General features: G+C 71.8%; 14 protein-coding genes. 11 read left to right on the top strand and 3 right to left on the bottom strand.

The window, feature by feature from the left end; genetic code table 11:
- Window positions 1-9 precede the first annotated feature (9 nt).
- The 5 genes from OG276_RS09055 to OG276_RS09035 all read left to right on the top strand — a co-directional run bounded on the left by OG276_RS09055 (window position 10) and on the right by OG276_RS09035 (window position 5,063).
- On the top strand, window positions 10-852 hold the full coding sequence (locus OG276_RS09055) for an arylamine N-acetyltransferase (protein ID WP_323182323.1): 843 nt from the start codon (window positions 10-12) through the stop codon (window positions 850-852).
- 32 nt (window positions 853-884) lie between these two features.
- Window positions 885-1,490 carry a YdbC family protein gene (locus OG276_RS09050; RefSeq protein WP_250748831.1) on the top strand — a complete coding sequence of 202 codons (606 nt, stop codon included), beginning with the start codon at window positions 885-887 and terminating at the stop codon, window positions 1,488-1,490.
- Window positions 1,491-1,597: 107 nt separating this feature from the next.
- Entirely contained in the window at window positions 1,598-2,257 is a 660-nt protein-coding gene (locus OG276_RS09045) for a histidine phosphatase family protein (protein ID WP_266903956.1), read from the top strand.
- Between the two features lie 11 nt (window positions 2,258-2,268).
- Window positions 2,269-3,183: an ADP-ribosylglycohydrolase family protein gene (locus tag OG276_RS09040; RefSeq protein WP_266903955.1), complete on the top strand. Its 915-nt coding sequence runs from the start codon at window positions 2,269-2,271 to the stop codon at window positions 3,181-3,183.
- Window positions 3,184-3,377: 194 nt separating this feature from the next.
- Complete coding sequence (locus tag OG276_RS09035) at window positions 3,378-5,063, top strand: DUF4173 domain-containing protein (RefSeq protein ID WP_266903954.1); 1,686 nt, start codon at window positions 3,378-3,380, stop codon at window positions 5,061-5,063.
- Between the two features lie 77 nt (window positions 5,064-5,140).
- Here the strand turns inward: OG276_RS09035 and OG276_RS09030 are convergent, their stop codons facing one another.
- A complete protein-coding gene (locus OG276_RS09030) occupies window positions 5,141-6,694 on the bottom strand; it encodes an MFS transporter (protein WP_266903953.1) in 1,554 nt (517 codons plus the stop codon).
- Between the two features lie 116 nt (window positions 6,695-6,810).
- Here OG276_RS09030 and OG276_RS09025 point away from each other — a divergent pair, with 116 nt between their 5' ends.
- The 3 genes from OG276_RS09025 to OG276_RS09015 all read left to right on the top strand — a co-directional run bounded on the left by OG276_RS09025 (window position 6,811) and on the right by OG276_RS09015 (window position 8,927).
- The gene (locus OG276_RS09025; RefSeq protein ID WP_266903952.1) at window positions 6,811-7,437 is read left to right on the top strand and encodes a TetR/AcrR family transcriptional regulator; all 627 of its coding nucleotides are present in this window, start codon (window positions 6,811-6,813) and stop codon (window positions 7,435-7,437) included.
- A 123-nt stretch (window positions 7,438-7,560) separates the two neighbouring features.
- Window positions 7,561-8,271 carry a ribonuclease HII gene (locus tag OG276_RS09020; RefSeq protein WP_266903951.1) on the top strand — a complete coding sequence of 237 codons (711 nt, stop codon included), beginning with the start codon at window positions 7,561-7,563 and terminating at the stop codon, window positions 8,269-8,271.
- 59 nt (window positions 8,272-8,330) lie between these two features.
- Window positions 8,331-8,927 (top strand): hypothetical protein, encoded by a 597-nt coding sequence (locus OG276_RS09015; RefSeq protein ID WP_266903950.1) that lies wholly within the window; start codon window positions 8,331-8,333, stop codon window positions 8,925-8,927.
- A 157-nt stretch (window positions 8,928-9,084) separates the two neighbouring features.
- Here OG276_RS09015 and OG276_RS09010 read toward each other — a convergent pair whose 3' ends face one another.
- Window positions 9,085-9,714 carry a hypothetical protein gene (locus OG276_RS09010; RefSeq protein WP_266903949.1) on the bottom strand — a complete coding sequence of 210 codons (630 nt, stop codon included), beginning with the start codon at window positions 9,712-9,714 and terminating at the stop codon, window positions 9,085-9,087.
- A gap of 362 nt (window positions 9,715-10,076) precedes the next feature.
- Between OG276_RS09010 and OG276_RS09005 the strand changes: the two genes are divergently transcribed.
- Together OG276_RS09005 and OG276_RS09000 are read left to right on the top strand one after the other, a co-directional pair.
- A complete protein-coding gene (locus OG276_RS09005) occupies window positions 10,077-12,227 on the top strand; it encodes a RecQ family ATP-dependent DNA helicase (protein WP_266903948.1) in 2,151 nt (716 codons plus the stop codon).
- 165 nt (window positions 12,228-12,392) lie between these two features.
- Complete coding sequence (locus OG276_RS09000; RefSeq protein WP_266903947.1) at window positions 12,393-14,435, top strand: LuxR family transcriptional regulator; 2,043 nt, start codon at window positions 12,393-12,395, stop codon at window positions 14,433-14,435.
- 3 nt (window positions 14,436-14,438) lie between these two features.
- Here the strand turns inward: OG276_RS09000 and OG276_RS08995 are convergent, their stop codons facing one another.
- Window positions 14,439-15,548, bottom strand: coding sequence for a 3-oxoacyl-ACP synthase III family protein (locus OG276_RS08995; RefSeq protein WP_266903946.1), 1,110 nt, complete (start codon window positions 15,546-15,548; stop codon window positions 14,439-14,441).
- Between the two features lie 398 nt (window positions 15,549-15,946).
- Between OG276_RS08995 and OG276_RS08990 the strand changes: the two genes are divergently transcribed.
- Window positions 15,947-17,035, top strand: a complete 1,089-nt coding sequence (locus OG276_RS08990; RefSeq protein WP_266903945.1) for a polyprenyl synthetase family protein — start codon at window positions 15,947-15,949, stop codon at window positions 17,033-17,035.

Genomic DNA, 17,035 nt, shown 5'->3' with positions numbered 1-17,035 from the left:
CGGGGAGTCGTGGGAGTCGTGGAAACCATGTGGAGCGGTGACGAGCTGGACCTGGACGCCTATCTCGCGAGGATCGGCTGGGATGGTGGGGAACTCCGCTCGGACCTCGGGACGTTGAAGGCGGTACACCGGGCGCACACCGGTGCGATCACCTTCGAAAGCCTGGACGTGCTGTTCGGCCGCCCCGTCGGGCTGGACGTCAAGACGGTCGAGGGCAAGATCGTGCACGAGCGCCGCGGCGGCTACTGCTACGAGCAGAACACCCTGCTGGCCGCCGCCCTGGAGCGGATCGGTTTCGCGGTCTCCGGACGCGGCGCCCGCAACCGCTCCCGGGGGGACGCCCTGACCGCGGTGACGCACGCCGTCCTCGTCGTCACCGTCGAGGGGGAACCGTGGCTCTGCGACGCCGGGTTCGGCTGGCAGGGCCCGCGCGAGCCCGTCCCGCTGGCGTGCCCCGGCGCCGAAGTGCGGCAGGGGGAATGGGCGTTCCGCGTCCGGGAGGAGGCGGACGGGGTCCTCGTGCTCTGCGCATGGCGTGAGGGCGTGTGGCGCGACCTGTACGCCTTCGCACCGCAGCCCTACCACCCCGTCGACTACGTGGTGCTGAACCACTACAGCTCCTCGCACCCCCGCTCCGCCTTCCTCGCCCGGGCCATCGTCCAGTACCCGGGCGAACAAGCCCGGGTGGCCCTCGTGGGGCGGGAGCTCTCCAGGCTGCTGCCCGACGGGCGGATGGAGCGGCGTGAGGTGCCGGCCGGAGAACTGCTCGCCCTGCTCGGCCGGGAGTTCGGGCTTCGGCTGTCCGAGCGGGACGCGGAGGAACTCCTTCGGTTGTACCGCGCCGAGGACTGACCCGGGCCCCGCCGGGACCGTACGATGGCGCAGTGCTGGTCAAGTGGATTCGCTGCACGGTGACGGACCGACGCGGGTTCGAGCGCGGGCAGCGCAAATGGGCGGGACTGCCGGGGGAACCGGGATTCCGGGGGCAGGGCGGCGGCTGGAGCCGGGGCCGGCAGGGGGTGGCGCACGTCTTCACGTTCTGGGAGAGCCGTTCCTTCTACGACTCCTTCATGGCGCGCTCGCACGACCGGTTGGCCGCGTCACAGAACGGCACCTACACCGACGCGCGGGTCACGCTCTTCGACCACCGCTTCGACGTGAAGACCGGCTTCGAGCCGCGGTTCACCGACGCCGACGTCGTCAGGGTCGCCCACACCCGGGTGCGGGAGGGGCGCGTGGACCATTTCGCGCTCATGCAGGAGAAGGTCTGGAACCCGGCCATGGCGGGCTCGCCCGGCATGGTCCGGGGCCTCTTCGGCGAGGCTCCGGGCCGTGAGTTCCTGGTGCTGTCGATGTGGCACGCGGCGGCGGAACACGGCAAGTACCGGCAGGAGCGCGTCGAGCGGCTGTCGCTGCGCGCCCAGATCCAGGCCGACGTGGAGGCCCTCACCGGGGACGTCGTCGACCTCGAACCCTCCTGGACGGTCTGACCGTACGCCGTGGGCGGCCGCGCCGGAGAGCTGACGGCAGGGCCGCCACCGGGGCCGTACGGCGTGCCCGGTCCCCGCGCCCGCCGATGGCCGAATAGGGTCGTGGGATGGTACGACCACGGCGCATCGTCCTTGTCCGGCACGGGGAATCGGAGGGCAATGCCGATGACACGGTGTACGAGCGGGAGCCCGACCACGCCCTCCGGCTGACCCCCACCGGTCGCGAGCAGGCCGCGGAGGCCGGCGGACGCCTGCGCGAGCTCTTCGGGGACGAGCACGTCAGCGCGTACGTCTCCCCGTACCGCCGGACCCTGCAGACCTTCCGGGAGTTGCGCCTGGACCCGACGCGCGTGCGGATGCGCGAGGAGCCGAGGCTGCGCGAGCAGGACTGGGGGAACTGGCAGGAGCGGGAGGACGTACGGCTGCAGAAGGCCTACCGGGACGCGTACGGCCACTTCTTCTACCGCTTCGCGCAGGGGGAGTCTGGCGCCGACGTGTACGACCGGGTCGGGGCCTTCCTGGAGAGCCTCTACCGCAGTTTCGAGGCCCCGGACCATCCCGAGAACGTGCTGCTCGTGACGCACGGCCTGACGATGAGACTGTTCTGCATGCGCTGGTTCCACTGGTCCGTGGCCGAGTTCGAGGCCCTCTCCAACCCGGGCAACGGCGAATACCGGATGCTCCTGCTGGGTTCCGACGGCCGGTACCGGATGGACCGCCCGTTTGAGCGGTGGACCACACCCGAGCCTTACGACCTGGACGGCTAGAGTGACGCGCGATGACCGCTGACTCCTCTCCCGAAGGGCGCTACGCACGCGCCATGGCCAGCCTCCGAGGGCTGGCCCTGGGCGACGCACTGGGTTCCCAGTACTTCGTCCCCGTGAACTACCCGCTGCTCAAGCGGCGCGAGCTGCCGGCCGGCAGCGATCCGTGGCAGTGGACCGACGACACCGAGATGGCCTGCTCGGTGGTGGCCGTGCTCGCCGGGCACGGCCGGGTGGACCAGGACGCGCTGGCCGCCTCCTTCGCCCACCACCACGATTTCGACCGCGGCTACGGGCCCGCCGTGAACCGGATGCTGCGCCTGGTCCGCGAGGGCGCCGACTGGCGCACGCTCGCCGCGGAACTCTTCAACGGGCAGGGCTCCTGGGGCAACGGCGCGGCCATGCGGGTCGCCCCGCTGGGCGCCTGGTACGCCGACGACCCGGAGCAGGCCACGCACCAGGCGGAGATCTCCGCCTACACCACCCACCAGCACCGTGAAGCGGTGTGCGGCGCGATGGCCGTGGCCGCCGCGGCCGCGCTGGCGGCCGATCCGGCCGGGCCGCCGAAGGCCGCCGACCTGCTGGACGGCGTCATCGCGCTCGTCCCGCGGAGCGCGGTGGGGGCCGGGGTGCGGCGGGCGCGCGACATGCTCGACTACGGCGACGCGACGACCGTCGCCGCCGTACTGGGCTGCGGGCGGCGCACCAGCGCCCACGACACCGTGCCGTTCGCCCTGTGGTCGGCGGCGCGGAGCCTGGACGACTACGAGCGGGCCTTCTGGACCACCGCCCAGGTGGGCGGAGACGTGGACACCACCTGCGCGATCGTCGGCGGAGTGCTGGGCGCGCGCGGGGACGCGGTGCTGCCGCAGGCCTGGCTGGCCCGGACCGAGGCGCTGCCGGCCTGGCTGCCGGAGGCGGACGGGTAGTGGGGTAGTCGGGTAGGGGACGGGGGAGGGGCGGGGCTGGTGGCGGTCCGTGCCGGTTCGTGCCCCTCCGTTTGTCACGGTCCTGCCACAGGCGTCTTTTGATCCTGTTCAAAACTGCATATGACCGGCCTACTCTGTCGGCTTCGCCTCCCCCGCCTGATGGGCGGGGGAGGCCGACAGGGGAGGGGAACCCGATGTCAGCAGAGAACGCCGAGACGGCGGACGAGCCGGGGGCCGCGGGTGCGGGGGCCGACACAAGGGCCGTTCCGGCCGCGCCCACGCCCGCTCCGTCCGCGCCCGCGCCACCCGCGCCGCCCGGCTGGGATCCCAAGGCCTGGCGGGCCCACCAGTTGCGCAAGGAGCGCGCCTCCTCCGGGGCCTGGTCGTTGGCCCCGCTCGCCTGGGCCGAGGCCGCGCGCCCGGCCGCCGTCGGACCCGTACCGGCCGTCGTGCTGGGCGCCGTACTCGCCTCCGGCATCGCCGCTTCCCTGCTCCTCGCCGACGGGCTGGGCCCGGGCCTGCTGCTCGCGGTGGTGCCCGCGCTGCTCGCCGCCTGCGCGGCCGCCCGCGCGGCGGGCCGCACGGTGCGCCCGTGGACCGCGCTCTGGGCGCTCGGCTGCCTCGCGCTGCTCGCCGTGCCCGCGCTGCGCGCCTCCGCCTGGCCGGCCGTGACGGCCCTGCTCGCAGCCCTCCTGACGGGCGCCCTGGCCCTGCACGGCAGCCGCAGCTGGCCCGGCATCCTGCTCGGCCCGGTCGGCCTCCTCGACTCCGCCGTCCTCGGGGTGCGCTGGGTCTGGAGCGGCCTGCGCTCGCGGGGCGAGGGGCGCCGCGAACGCTGGCTGCCGGTGGCGAAGGCCGTCGTGGTGGCGGTGGTCCTGCTGGCGCTCTTCGGCACCCTGTTCGCCTCCGCCGACGCCGCGTTCGCGGACCTGCTGAGCGGGCTGACCCCCGACATCAGCGGCATGGACGGCCCGGTCCGCTTCCTGCTCTTCGCGCTCGGCCTCGTCGTCGCGATCGCCGTCGCCCGGGCCGCCGCCGCCCCCTCCCGCTGGGACCGCATCGAGGTGCGCCCGGGGAAGGCGCGCTCCCGGGTGGAATGGGCCCTGCCGCTCATCGTGCTGAACCTGCTCTTCGCCGCCTTCAACGCCGTCCAGCTCGCCGTCCTCTTCGGCGGCTACCGCAAGGTCCTGGAGGCCACCGGCCTGACCTACGCCGAGTACGCGCGCCAGGGCTTCTGGCAGCTGCTCTGGGCCACCCTGCTCACCCTCGCCGTCATCGCGCTGGCCCTGCGCTGGGCCCCGCGCGACGGCGCCGGAGACCGGCGGCTGGTGCGCGTCGTGCTCGGCACGCTCTGCGTGCTGACCCTCGTCGTCGTCGCCTCGGCGCTCCGGCGCATGGACCTGTACGTGGACGCGTACGGCCTGACCAGGCTGCGGCTGTCGGTCGCCGGCGTGGAGCTGTGGCTCGGGCTGGTCATCGTACTGATCATGGCCGGCGGGCTGTTCGGTGCGCGCTGGCTGCCCCGCGCGGTCGTGGGGAGCGTCGTGGCGGCCGTACTGGCCTTCGGTCTGATGTCCCCGGACGGGGTGATCGCGGAGGGCAACGTCACGCGGTACGAACAGGACGGCAAGATCGACCTGGCCTACTTCCAGTCCCTCTCGGCGGACGCGGTACCGGCCCTGGACCGTCTGCCCGAACCCCGGCGCTCCTGCGCCCTGCGCGGGATCGCCCGGGAGTTGGAGGCGGCGGGCCGCACGCCCTGGTACGCGACGAGCCTGGGGGAGCGCCGGGCCCGGAAGATCCTGAGCGAGCGCGGGGTGAGCGCCTCGTACGAACAGTGCAGGAGCCTGGGGACCTTCGGGAGCCGCGTCGAGTACTAGGCCGGGCACGGCCCAGGAACCTGAGGGGCCCGGCGCGGAAGAGTCCCGCGCCGGGCCCCTCGTACGGGACCGCGTGCTCAGGCGGCCGGACCGGTCTTGGCGGTGGCTCCGTTCAGGGCCTCCAGGTCGCTCGCGCGCACGCGGATCACCAGCAGCGAGGTGAGCAGCGCGATCGCCGCCATGGCCACGGCGGCGATGAAGGCGGCGGCGATGCCCCGGGTGAGGACGAGGTCCCCCCAGGGGTCGGGCAGGCGTCCCGTCTGCAGGAACGCCGCCAGTTGTCCCTGGTCGGCGTGCGCCCGGAAGTCGGGGACCTGTTGGGCGGCCTCGTTGCGGCCGGCGGTGCCGAAGACGGTGACCAGGATGGAGAGTCCGAGCGAGCCGCCGACCTGCTGGCTGGCGTTGAGCAGCCCGGAAGCCGCGCCGGCCTCCTGCGGGGCCACTCCGGAGACGGCGGTCAGGGTGAGGGTGACGAAGTTGAGGCCCATGCCGAAGCCGAACAGCAGCATCGGGCCCAGCACCCCGGAGACGTAGGAGCTGTCGGTCTCGATGAAGGACAGCCAGGCCAGGCCGGCGCCGGTGAGGGCGGATCCGATGACCATGAACGGCTTCGGGCCGAAGCGCGGCAGCAGGCGCTGCGAGAGTCCGGCCGCGGTGATGATGGCGGCCGTGATGGGCAGGAAGCCGATGCCGGAACGGATCGGGGAGAAGCCCAGCACGTTCTGCACGAACTGGACGATGAAGAAGAACATGCCGAACATCGCGGCGGCGAGGCTGAGCATGATCACGTAGGTGCCGGTGCGGTTGCGCGCGGAGAACATGCGCAGCGGGATGATCGGATCGGGGGCCCGGGACTCGACGAGTACGAAGGCCGCGAGCAGCAGCACGGCCACGCCGAACGAGCCGATGGTCAGGCCGTCGCGCCAGCCGTCCTGGGAGGCCCGGATGAACCCGTAGACGAGCGCGGTCATACCGCCCGTGGAGGTGAGCGCTCCGGCGATGTCGAAGCGGCCCGGGTGGCGCTCGGACTCGTTGATGTAGAGCGGGGTCAGGAAGGCGATCAGCAGCCCGATCGGCACGTTGACGAAGAAGACCCAGCGCCAGTCGAGCCACTCGGTGAGCATGCCGCCGGCCAGCAGTCCGATGGCGCCGCCGCCCGCGGAGACGGCGGCGAACACGCCGAAGGCGCGGTTGCGTTCCGGTCCCTCGGCGAAGGTCGTGGTGATCAGGGCGAGGGAGGTCGGCGAGGCGATGGCGCCGCCGACGCCCTGGAGGGCGCGGGCGGCGAGCAACTGCCAGGACTCCTCGGCGAATCCGCCGAGCAGGGAGGCCAGGGTGAAGAGCAGGATGCCGGTCAGGAAGACGCGGCGCCGGCCCAGGATGTCGCCGGCGCGGCCGCCGAGCAGCAGCAGACCGCCGAAGGCGAGCGTGTAGGCGCTGATCACCCAGGACAGGTCGGTGGTGGAGATGGCCAGGTCGGTCTGGATGTGCGGGAGCGCGATGTTCACGATCGTTGCGTCGAGGACGACCATGAGCTGGCAGGCGGCGATGACGGTGAGCGCCACTCCAGGGCGCCCCCCTCGGCGGGCCGCGGCCGGTATTCGGAGTGTGGAGAGCTGAGGAGTTGTCACTGTGGGTCCCCCCAAGTGAAATAGTGAACGCAATCGTTCACGGCGATTCCACGGTAGGGAGCCGGAGTTAGTGAACGCAAGCGTTCACTAAGGCTGAAAAGGTGTGCGACGGACGCATGAGCCGGTCGGAGGTATCGGGAGTGGCGGGTTCACGCCGGTCGGTGGCGGCCCCGGGGCGCAGGCGCGGACCCGAACTCGAACGGGCGATTCTCGACGCCGTGTTGGAGCAGCTGGGCGCCACGGGCTGGAACGCCCTCACCATGGAGGGCGTCGCCTCGGGAGCGCAGACGGGCAAGGCCGCGCTGTACCGGCGCTGGCCCTCGAAGGCGGACCTGGTGGCCGAGGCGCTGCGGACGCGGCTGCCGCCGCTCGGCCGGATCGCGGACCTGGGATCGGCGCGCGAGGACCTGTACGCGGTGTGCGTGCGGATGCGGGACGTGATGCGGTCGCGAGCCGGGCAGGCGCTGAGGACGGTGCTTCACGAGTGCGATCACGTGCATGCCGAGCGGTTCCGCGACCTGGTCCGGGCAGGGCTGTACGAACCGGCGCACGTACTGATCGGGGAGCTGGTGCGCCGCGGAATCGACCGGGGGGACGTCCGGGCGGACGCGACCGGTCCGCTTCTCGTCGAGGTCATCCCGGCGCTGATGATGTACCGCGCGAAGGTGTGCGGGAGCGAATGGGCGGACGCGGAGATCGCCGAGATGATCGACGGGGTGATGGTGCCGCTGCTCAAGGTGTGAGACGGGGCGGGGTGGGTGGCGCGGCGCGGAGGTGTCTGGGGCGCGGCGGGAAGGGGCCGGCGGCGCGACGGGGAGGGGGCGGGGTGTGCAGGCGGCCCGGGGCGGCGTAACCTTGCTGGCGCCATGCCGTACGAAGCACCCACTCACACCGTCGAACGCTCCCTCCGAGCGACCACCGGCGCCAAGGTCATCGCCGGGGTCGACGAAGTCGGACGAGGGGCCTGGGCCGGTCCCGTCACCGTCTGCGCGGCGATCACCGGTCTGCGCCGGCCGCCCGCGGGACTCACCGACTCCAAACTGCTCACCCCCAAGCGCCGTGACGCGCTCGTCGGCGTCCTGGAGGACTGGGTCACGGCCTACGCCCTGGGCCACTCGTCCCCCGAGGAGATCGACGAACTCGGGATGACCGCCGCCCTGCGCCTCGCCGCGGTGCGCGCCCTGGAGGCGCTGCCCGTGCGGCCCGACGCGGTGATACTCGACGGCAAGCACGACTACCTCGGTGCGCCCTGGCAGGTCCGGACGGTGATCAAGGGCGACCAGTCCTGCGTCGCCGTCGCCGCGGCCTCGGTGATCGCCAAGGTCCGGCGTGACCGGATGATGGCCGAAATCGGTGAACAGGGCGGCGGAATCGCGGACTTCGCCTTCGCCGCCAATGCCGGATATCCCTCGCCCGTGCACCGGGCGGCGCTTGAGGAGCAGGGCCCGACCGCGTACCACCGGCTCTCCTGGTCCTACCTCGACGCCCTGCCCCGCTGGAGCCACCTCAAGAAGGTGCGCCGCAGCGAGGAATCGATGGAGCTGGAAAACGGAGGCCAACTCGGCTTCGATTTCTGATCGCACGTACGTGCCACCAACCGGTACGTTTCGCACCGGTGTTTGATAGATGTCAGCTCATGCCTCTCACCCCCGCCCCCGAGGAGCCTCAGATTCACGAGAGTGCCCAGGGTCCCCGCGTCACTCCGGCCGCCGGCCGCAGCGCGCAGACCCCCCGCCCCGTACCCGGTCCGCGTCCCGCACCCAGGCCCGCGCCGCCCGCGCCGCGGAAACCGCAGGCCACCCCCGTTCCCGTAGCCGCCACCGCACCTTCGGTCTCGGCGTCCGTACCGCAGGTCCAGCTGATCCCGGCATCCGCCGAGGGCGCGCTGGACGCGGCCGAAGAGGCCGTGGACCTGCTGCTCGACACCGGGCGTGCGCCCGGTGACATCCTGGTGCTCACCACCGGCGACCCGCACCCGTGGGCCGCGCACGAGCTGTCCTTCGGCGAGGCCGCGTACTGGGCCCTGCACGATGCCCGGGACGACGTCTTCTACGCGGACGCGGCGCAGGTTCAGCGCGCCGCCGGCCGTCCCGTCGTGGTCTTCGCGGCCAACGGCGGACTGGCCGACGCGGCTGCCGGAGCCCTGCCGGTCGCGCTCGCGCGAGCCGGTGCGCTCCTGATCGTGTGCGGGGAGCCGCAGCAGATCAACTCCGTGCTGGGTGCGGGCGTCTGACGTCCCGTACTCCCGCACGGTCGAGGGGTGGGGCGGCCCGGTGGCCGGCCCTGCCGAAGTCCGAGGCCTGACCAGCCGTACGCCCGTTTCCGGGTGTACGGCCGTTGGTCGTTCCCGGCTACGGGGCCTTGCGGGCTCAGCCTGCGGCGGCGCGGGCTCAGCGTGCGGCGGTGCGGCGCAGGGCCTCCGTGGCTCCGCCGCCGCCGCGCAGGGCGAGCGGGGCGAACTCGGACGGCGCATCGCCGAGGCGCTCGGGCCGGGAGTCCGAGCTGGGGCTCCGGCCGCCGCGGCCTTCGCCCAGCACCTGCCAGCCGCCCCGGGTCAGCGTGATGTACGCGCCGCAGCGCAGCCCGTGCAGGGTGCAGGCGTCCCGCAGCCCCCACATCCAGGCGCCGTCCTCCTCGGTCCAGCGCTCGTCGCCGTCTCGGCAGAACAGCAGCACGGCGGTCCGTACCGGGGTCCGCCGGCGCAGGTCGTGCGGGATGACCCGGCGCAGCCGGGACAGCAGGGCGTTGCGGTACTCCCAGCCGTCGGCCGCGGTGGAGCGCTGAACGAAGGAGGCGCTGGCCACGAGCCGCTCCTCGGGCCCGAGCACGGCGATCACCGCCGTGGAGGGGACGGGGCCGTGCCGTGAGTGCAGTCCGCTGACGACCTCGCGCGGATTGCGCAGGAGGGGGACGCCCGACGCCGTCCACTCGGACGGTTCCAGCAGCCTGCCATGCCGGCTGGCGCCACCGGTGGCCGTTCTCAGGGACGTGGTCGAGGGCGGGGCGAATCCGAAGGTCACGGTCCTCCCTTCGGGTACACGCCCGCGAACGGGCACAGCTGGAGTGCGGGCGCGCCGCGGCACGGCCCGGGAGAGCGCCGTCGGGCCGAACGGGAGCAAGACAATTCTCGCGTGGCCCGTGAGCATGCGGCAACGAGCAATTGGAGCCGCCGACCGGAATTCGCCGGTATGCCGTTCATATCCTTGCCCCGTCAAGGCGAAGATGACGCATTCGGTCCGGGCCGGAGCACGGGCACCAGGGGAAACAGCCCCGTGGCGGCCTTCCGCCGCAGCGGCCGTGCGGCGAGACGGACGGCCTGTGAGCCGGACGGTCACGCTGGGTGAGTTGGCCGATTGTCCTAGGCATCGGGTTGCATGGGGGCATGGACAACCTGGAGCTCCGCGCAGAAGCCGATGCCATCCTCGCTGAGCTGGTCGGTGCCCCGGGGGGTTCGGCGCGGCTGCGGGAGGACCAGTGGCAGGCGGTGTCCGCCCTGGTGGAGGAGCGCCGGCGGGCGCTGGTCGTGCAGCGCACGGGGTGGGGCAAATCGGCGGTGTACTTCGTTGCGACGGCCCTGCTGCGCCGTCGCGGCGCCGGTCCGACGGTGATCATCTCGCCGCTCCTCGCGCTGATGCGCAACCAGGTCGATGCCGCGGCGCGGGCCGGGATCCAGGCACGGACGATCAACTCGGCCAACCCGGAGGAGTGGGAGACGATCTACGGAGAGGTCGAGCGGGGCGAGACCGACGTTCTCCTCGTGAGTCCCGAGCGCCTCAACTCGGTGGATTTCCGCGAACAGGTGCTGCCCAAGCTCGCGGCCACGACCGGCCTGCTGGTGGTCGACGAGGCCCACTGCATCTCCGACTGGGGCCATGACTTCCGCCCCGACTACCGCCGGCTGCGCACCATGCTCGCCGAGCTCGCCCCCGGGGTGCCCGTGCTCGCCACCACAGCGACCGCCAACGCACGGGTCACGGCCGATGTGGCCGAGCAACTGGGCACGGGAGGCGGGGGCGCTCTGGTCCTGCGCGGCGCGCTGGACCGGGAGAGCCTGCGGCTCGGCGTACTGGAGCTGCCGAACGCGGCGCACCGGCTGGCGTGGCTGGGGGAGCGGCTGGGGGACCTGCCGGGCTCGGGGATCATCTACACGCTGACGGTGGCGGCCGCGGAGGAGGTCGCGGCCTTCTTGCGGCAGCGCGGGTATCCGGTGGCCTCGTACACGGGGAAGACGGAGAACGCCGACCGGCTGCAGGCCGAGGAGGACCTGCTCGCCAACCGGGTGAAGGCGCTGGTGGCGACCTCCGCGCTGGGGATGGGCTTCGACAAGCCGGACCTGGGCTTCGTGGTCCACCTGGGCTCTCCCTCGTCCCCGATCGCCTACTACCAGCAGGTGGGTCGTGCGGGGCGCGGCGTGGACCACGCCGATGTGCTGCTGCTGCCGGGGCGGGAGGACGAGGCGATCTGGGCGTACTTCGCCTCGGTGGGATTCCCGCCCGAGGAGCAGGTCCGGCGGACCCTGGACGTACTGGAGCAGGCCGGCCGGCCGTTGTCGCTGCCGGCGCTGGAGCCGTTGGTGGACCTGCGGCGGTCGCGGCTGGAGACGATGCTGAAGGTCCTGGACGTGGACGGCGCGGTCAAGCGCGTGAAGGGGGGCTGGACCTCCACCGGACAGCCGTGGGCGTACGACGCGCAGCGCTACGAGTGGGTGGCCCGGCAGCGGCAGGCCGAGCAGCAGGCCATGCGGGACTACGTGGCGACCACGGGCTGCCGGATGGAGTTCCTGCAGCGCCAGCTCGACGACGAGAAGGCGACCCCGTGCGGCCGCTGTGACACCTGCGCCGGGCCCTGGCTCGACCCCGCCGTGTCCCACGGCGCCCTCGACACGGCGACCGGCGAGCTGGACCGCCCGGGGGTCGAGGTCGAGCCCCGCCGGATGTGGCCCTCGGGCATGCCCGCCGTCGGCGTCGACCTCAAGGGCCGCATCCCCGTGGGCCAGCAGGCGGCCACCGGACGCGCGCTGGGCCGGCTGTCGGACATCGGCTGGGGCAACCGCCTGCGCCCGCTCCTGTCGGACCAGGCCGCGGACGGTCCGGTGCCGGACGACGTCCTGGCGGCCGTGGTGACGGTGGTGGCCGACTGGGCCCGTTCGCCGGGCGGGTGGGCCGGCGGCGCGATGGCCCGGCCCGTGGGGATCGTGGCCATGCCCTCCCGCTCCCGCCCGCAGCTGGTGGGCTCCCTCGCCGAGGGCCTGGCCCGGGTCGGGCGGCTCCCGCTGCTGGGGAGCCTCGCCTACACCGCACAGGCGGGCGAGTACGGCGTACACCGCAGCAACTCCGCCCAGCGGCTGCGCGCCCTGGCCGCCTCGTTCGCCGTCCCCGACGAACTCGCCGCCGCTCTGGCCGCCAACCCGGGCCCCGTCCTGCTCGTCGACGACTACGCCGACTCCGGCTGGAGCCTGGCCGTGGGCGCACGCCTCCTGCGCCAGAGCGGAGCCGACCAGGTGCTCCCCCTGACCCTCGCCCTGGCGGGGTGAAGGCACCTCGCCGGCCCCGGCGGCCGACCACGTGTGCGGCCCGATAATGCGGCAGTCCGTGGCAACTGTTCGCCAAGTCAAGACCGGACAATGGTTCGTAAGATCCTCGCAGGAGGGTGTGCGGGTTGTAGCACGCCGGACTCTATACGGGGGTAAGCCGGGGTCATGGCAACGAAATTGCTCATGGAGTCTGCCGACGAACAGATCCTGCGGGACATCCTGGGGGGTGAACCGGACCAGGGGCTGCTCGACTTCACAGCGGATGCCGGCGGAAATTCTCGGCTGCTTGCCGAATGCGCGGCCGGGCTCGTGGAGGAAGGGCTGGTAAAGGAGTACGGCGGAACGGTCGGGCTGACGGAACGGCGGGTCCCGGGCCGTGTGGTGGCGTTCGTCAAGCGCCGCCTCGGCGATCTCAGCATGGACTGCCAGCGATTCCTCAAGGTTGCGGCAGTCCTGGGGAGGTCCTTCATGCTGGAGGACGTCTCCAGGATGCTGGACAAATCCGCGGCCAGCCTGCTCTCTTCCCTGGAGGAGGCGATTTCCTCGGGTTTCGTCGTCGCGGCGGAACACCAACTCGTATTCCAGAGCGACTTCCTCCTGGCGGGGGTCGTCGAGTCGATACCGGCTCCCGCCCGGGGTGTATTGCAGCGCGAGGCGATGGGCCACTCCAGGAATCGCGCGGAGTCGCACGATCAGAAGTTCTGGGTGACCGGGCACCCGCTCTGGATGGCCGACCGGCCGACCGGCCCGTTCGAAGAGGTCGCCGGTGAATCCCGCGAATCCGGTGAATCCCGTGAAGCCGGTGAATCCGGTGAGGCGTACTCGAAGTCCCACAGCCTGATCATGGACGGAAGGGCGACGGCCGGAATCCGTGCGGCGGAGCGCGTTCTCTCCAGCTCCGCGAGTGCGGCTCCCGCCCGGCTCGATGCGGAAGCGTCCGTCATCCTGGGGTACTCCCTGCTCGGCATGGAGGAAGCGGAGAAGCGTTCCGCCAGGATCCTGAGGGAACAGGGAGCCGGGACGGGCGACGTTGCCGCGCTGATGGCGCTGACGGCGCTCTCCAACGCCCGCTGGCGGGCCGGGGAACTGGGCGAAGGGCTCAGCCTGGGGCGCGCCGCGGTGCGGTACGGCGCCACGGCGGATCCCGTGTGGCGCCTGCACTTCCAGCTCGCACTGGCCGGGAAGCTCGCGAACCTGCGCGAGTTCGAAAAGGCCGAGTCGCTGATCAATGACGCCGAAGCGGGACTGCGCGAACGGGGCACTCGCGTCCGGGACTCCACCCTCGCGGCGATGCGGGCCCGGTTGTTCCTCCAGGCCGGCCGGGTCGGGGAGGCTCGCCGGCAGGCGGAGCTGGCGACCGAAGCCGTCGATCGGGACGCCGTTCCCGTATTCCGGCCCCTCGCGTATTCGGTGCTCAGCACCATCTTCCTCTACAAGGGAGACCTGCCCGCGGCGACCGATTGCTTGAAGCGGGTGCAGGGCGAGTTCGAGACGGATCAGGCGGTCCTCTATTCCCCGCAGTACGCCTGGACCGAAGTGCGCATCGCGGTGAAAAGGGAGGGTCCGCGGGCGGCCGTCGCGCTGTTCTCCGACACATACGCCCACCTGCCGACGCAGCGGAGCCTGTACATCGAGGATCCGGCTGCCGCCGCTTTCCTGGTCCGCCTCGCACTGGACGTGGGTGACACCGAGCTCAAGCGCAGCGTGCTCGAAACCGTGGACGGACTCGCGGGTGACAATCCCGGCATCTCCGTGGTCGGCCTCAGCGCCTTGCACGCGAACGCTCTGGTGACCGGCGATCCGGCCGTACTGTCGCGCATCATCGCGCAGTCGCCGGACCCGCTCTCGGTCGCCCTGGCGACGGAGGAGCTTGCCAAGATCTACGGCGCGAAAGCCCCGGCCCGCAGGCGGGACGCGGATTGGGTTTCGTCGGATGCCTCGCGGGCGAAGCCCGAAGGAGTGGTGTCATCGCTCAATTCCGCCCACTGGTCCGGCCTTTCCGACATGGAGCGCCGCATCGCGTACCTGGTGAGCGTGGGGATGACGAACCAGCAGATCGCCAAACGGGTTCACCTGTCGGCGCATACGGTGAATTACCACCTCAGGAAGATCTACAGGAAGCTGGACATCAACACCCGCGTCGAACTGGCACGTGGAGCCGCGATCTATTCGAGTAGGGCTGCGATCTATTCGATCGAAGGCGAATAGATTTCACCTCGACTGTGCGGGGACCCCGGCGCGGGCCTGATCCCGAGCCGGTTCCCGGGCCTGATCCCGGGCCGGCCCGGCGTGCCGGGTGGGCAGCCAGCGGGTCAGGGCCGAGCCCACCGACATGCCGCCGCCGAAGCCGGTGAGCAGGACGACGTCTCCGTCGCAGAGGGCGCCGTCGCGGTGGACGAGGTCGAGGGTGATGGGTACGGAGGCCGCGCCGGTGTTGCCGTAGGACTCCAAGGCGAGGTGGAAGCCGGCCCCGGGCAGTCCGAGCGAGGGCCAGACCTCCTGGAGCATCACCGCGTTCGCCTGGTGGGCGATGACGTGGCGGACCTCCCGCGGGTCCAGGCCCGCACCGGCCAGCAGGTCTCCGACGGCCTCGGGCAGATTGTCCCGCACGAACTCGCGGACCCGTCGCCCGTCCATCCGGAAGTACTGCAGGCCCTCGTCCAGTGTCGCGGCCGTGGTCGGGATCCGGCTGCCGCCGGCCGGGACGCTGATCAGCTCGTGCCGGTCGCCCCGGGTGAGCAGCGAAGTGGCGAACACGCCCCGGTCGCCCGGGGCCGGGCCGAGTACGACGGCCCCGGCGCCGTCACCGAACAGAATGGCGGTCCTGCGGTCGGAGTAGTCGAGGATCCGGGAATAGATGTCCGCGCCGATGACCAGTCCGTAGCGCTCGCCCGCCTCGGTGCACAGCATCCGTTCGGCGACCGTCAGCGCGTAGACGAAGCCGCTGCACACCGCATTGAGGTCGAAGGCCGCCGCGTTCACCGCCCCGAGCCGGTGCTGGACGATGCTCGCCGTGGCCGGCTGCGGGTGATCGGGCGTGGACGTGGCGACGACGATGTAGGCGAGTTCCCCGGGGTCGACACCCGCCTGTTCGAGGGCCCGGGCGGCAGCCGCCGCGGCGAGGTCGGACGTGGCTTGGCCGGGATCCGCCCGGCGGCGGCTCCGAATGCCCGTCTTGCGGACGATCCATTCGTCCGTGACGCCGGCCCGTTCGGCGATCTCGTCGTTGGAGACCTCGGTCGGGGGGAGGTAGGCGCCGGTACCGAGGATTCCGATGGATCGGATGGATCGGATGGTGACTCCCGTGGTGAGGGTGGGCATTGGCATTGATGTTTTCCGCGCCGGCCCGGGCGCGATGAGCGCTCCCATTCATTCGGGCAGGCGGCTCATCGTGGCACGTTATGCCCCCGCATTTCCTCGACGCGGAATGTCTCACTCGGTTGGGTGGGATCCCGCCCGTCCGTAAGCGCCCCCTACCGGTCGGCACTACTCGCGTGAGTAGTGGGCAGACCGGCATGCCCTGGCTAACATCGAAGCATGCTGATCAGGTGTGGGGTGGCTTAGGCGCATGAATGGGCTTCTGCGGAAATCGGTGAGGCCGATGTGTATTCGGAAAGGGCTCACAGTCCGGACTCCTCGGGTGGCGCGATCTCGGTGAATTCGCGCGATGACGAGATTGATTATGAGAGTGACCGTCACCTCGACCGGGAGATGAGAGCATGACCGTCAGCTATCTCGGCGCAGCCGTGGACACGGCTGCCATAGACGCCGTGATCCGCGACTTCTTCGGCCAGCGCCGAGCCGAAGCCGACGTACTCGGCGAGGACTTCGCGGCCGTGGTCGCCGAGCTGGAGAACTACGTTCTGCGCGGCGGCAAGCGCGTCCGGCCGGCCTTCGCCTGGCTGGGCTGGATCGGCGCCGGCGGCGACCAGCACGATCCCGGTGCCACGGCGGTGCTGACCGCCTGCGCGGGGCTCGAACTGCTGCACGCCTCGGCCCTGATACACGACGACATCATCGATGCGTCCGACACCCGCCGCGGTCACCCCGCCGCGCACGTGGCCCTGGCCGAGCGGCATCGGGCGCGGGGCTTCTCCGGCGCCCCCGAGGCCTTCGGCACCGGTACCGCCATCCTGGTCGGGGACCTGGCCCAGACCTGGTCCGACGTCATGGTCCGTGCGTCCGGGCTGCCGGCCGAGGCGCAGGCCCGGGTCGGACCGGTGTGGTCCGCGGTGCGCTCGGAGGTCCTGTACGGCCAGCTGCTCGACGTGATCAACCAGGCGAGCGACGACGAGAGCATCGATTCGGCACTGCGCGTCAACCAGTACAAGACGGCCTCCTACACGGTGGAGCGCCCGCTGCAGTTCGGCGCCGCGATCGCCGGTGCCGGGGCGGACCTCGTCGCGGCCTACGGGGCCTTCGGGGCGGACATCGGGATCGCGTTCCAGCTCCGGGACGACCTGCTGGGCGTGTTCGGCGACCCGTCGGTGACGGGCAAGCCCTCGGGCGATGACCTTCGGGAGGGCAAGCGAACGGTTCTGCTCGCGACGGCGCTCAAGCGCGCGGACGAACGCGATGCAAAAGCGGCGGGATTCCTCCGGGCGAAAATAGGAACCGAGCTCTCCGGCCTTGAGATCGATGCCCTGCGGGACATATTCGTCGAGGTCGGAGCCGTCGACGACATCGAGCGGCAGATCGCGCACCGCACCGACCGGGCCATGGCCGTACTGGATTCCAGCAGTGCCACCACACCCGCGAAAGAACAGCTCGCCGCGATGGCGGTCAATGCGACGCAGCGGGCCCGATGA

The organism is Streptomyces sp. NBC_00086 (assembly GCF_026343255.1).
Lineage (GTDB): Bacteria > Actinomycetota > Actinomycetes > Streptomycetales > Streptomycetaceae > Streptomyces.
This window is presented reverse-complemented; position numbering and strand designations above follow the sequence as displayed.

What these genes read in the sequence shown, in the direction of transcription:
- OG276_RS09045 (WP_266903956.1), top strand. Translation starts at nt 1,598, where the DNA reads ATGGTACGACCACGGCGCATCGTCCTTGTCCGGCACGGGGAATCGGAG.
- OG276_RS09040 (WP_266903955.1), top strand. Translation starts at nt 2,269, where the DNA reads ATGACCGCTGACTCCTCTCCCGAAGGGCGCTACGCACGCGCCATGGCC.
- OG276_RS09035 (WP_266903954.1), top strand. Translation starts at nt 3,378, where the DNA reads ATGTCAGCAGAGAACGCCGAGACGGCGGACGAGCCGGGGGCCGCGGGT.
- OG276_RS09025 (WP_266903952.1), top strand. Translation starts at nt 6,811, where the DNA reads ATGAGCCGGTCGGAGGTATCGGGAGTGGCGGGTTCACGCCGGTCGGTG.
- OG276_RS09020 (WP_266903951.1), top strand. Translation starts at nt 7,561, where the DNA reads ATGCCGTACGAAGCACCCACTCACACCGTCGAACGCTCCCTCCGAGCG.
- OG276_RS09015 (WP_266903950.1), top strand. Translation starts at nt 8,331, where the DNA reads ATGCCTCTCACCCCCGCCCCCGAGGAGCCTCAGATTCACGAGAGTGCC.
- OG276_RS09005 (WP_266903948.1), top strand. Translation starts at nt 10,077, where the DNA reads ATGGACAACCTGGAGCTCCGCGCAGAAGCCGATGCCATCCTCGCTGAG.
- OG276_RS09000 (WP_266903947.1), top strand. Translation starts at nt 12,393, where the DNA reads ATGGCAACGAAATTGCTCATGGAGTCTGCCGACGAACAGATCCTGCGG.
- OG276_RS08995 (WP_266903946.1), bottom strand. Translation starts at nt 15,548, where the DNA reads ATGCCCACCCTCACCACGGGAGTCACCATCCGATCCATCCGATCCATC.
- OG276_RS08990 (WP_266903945.1), top strand. Translation starts at nt 15,947, where the DNA reads ATGACCGTCAGCTATCTCGGCGCAGCCGTGGACACGGCTGCCATAGAC.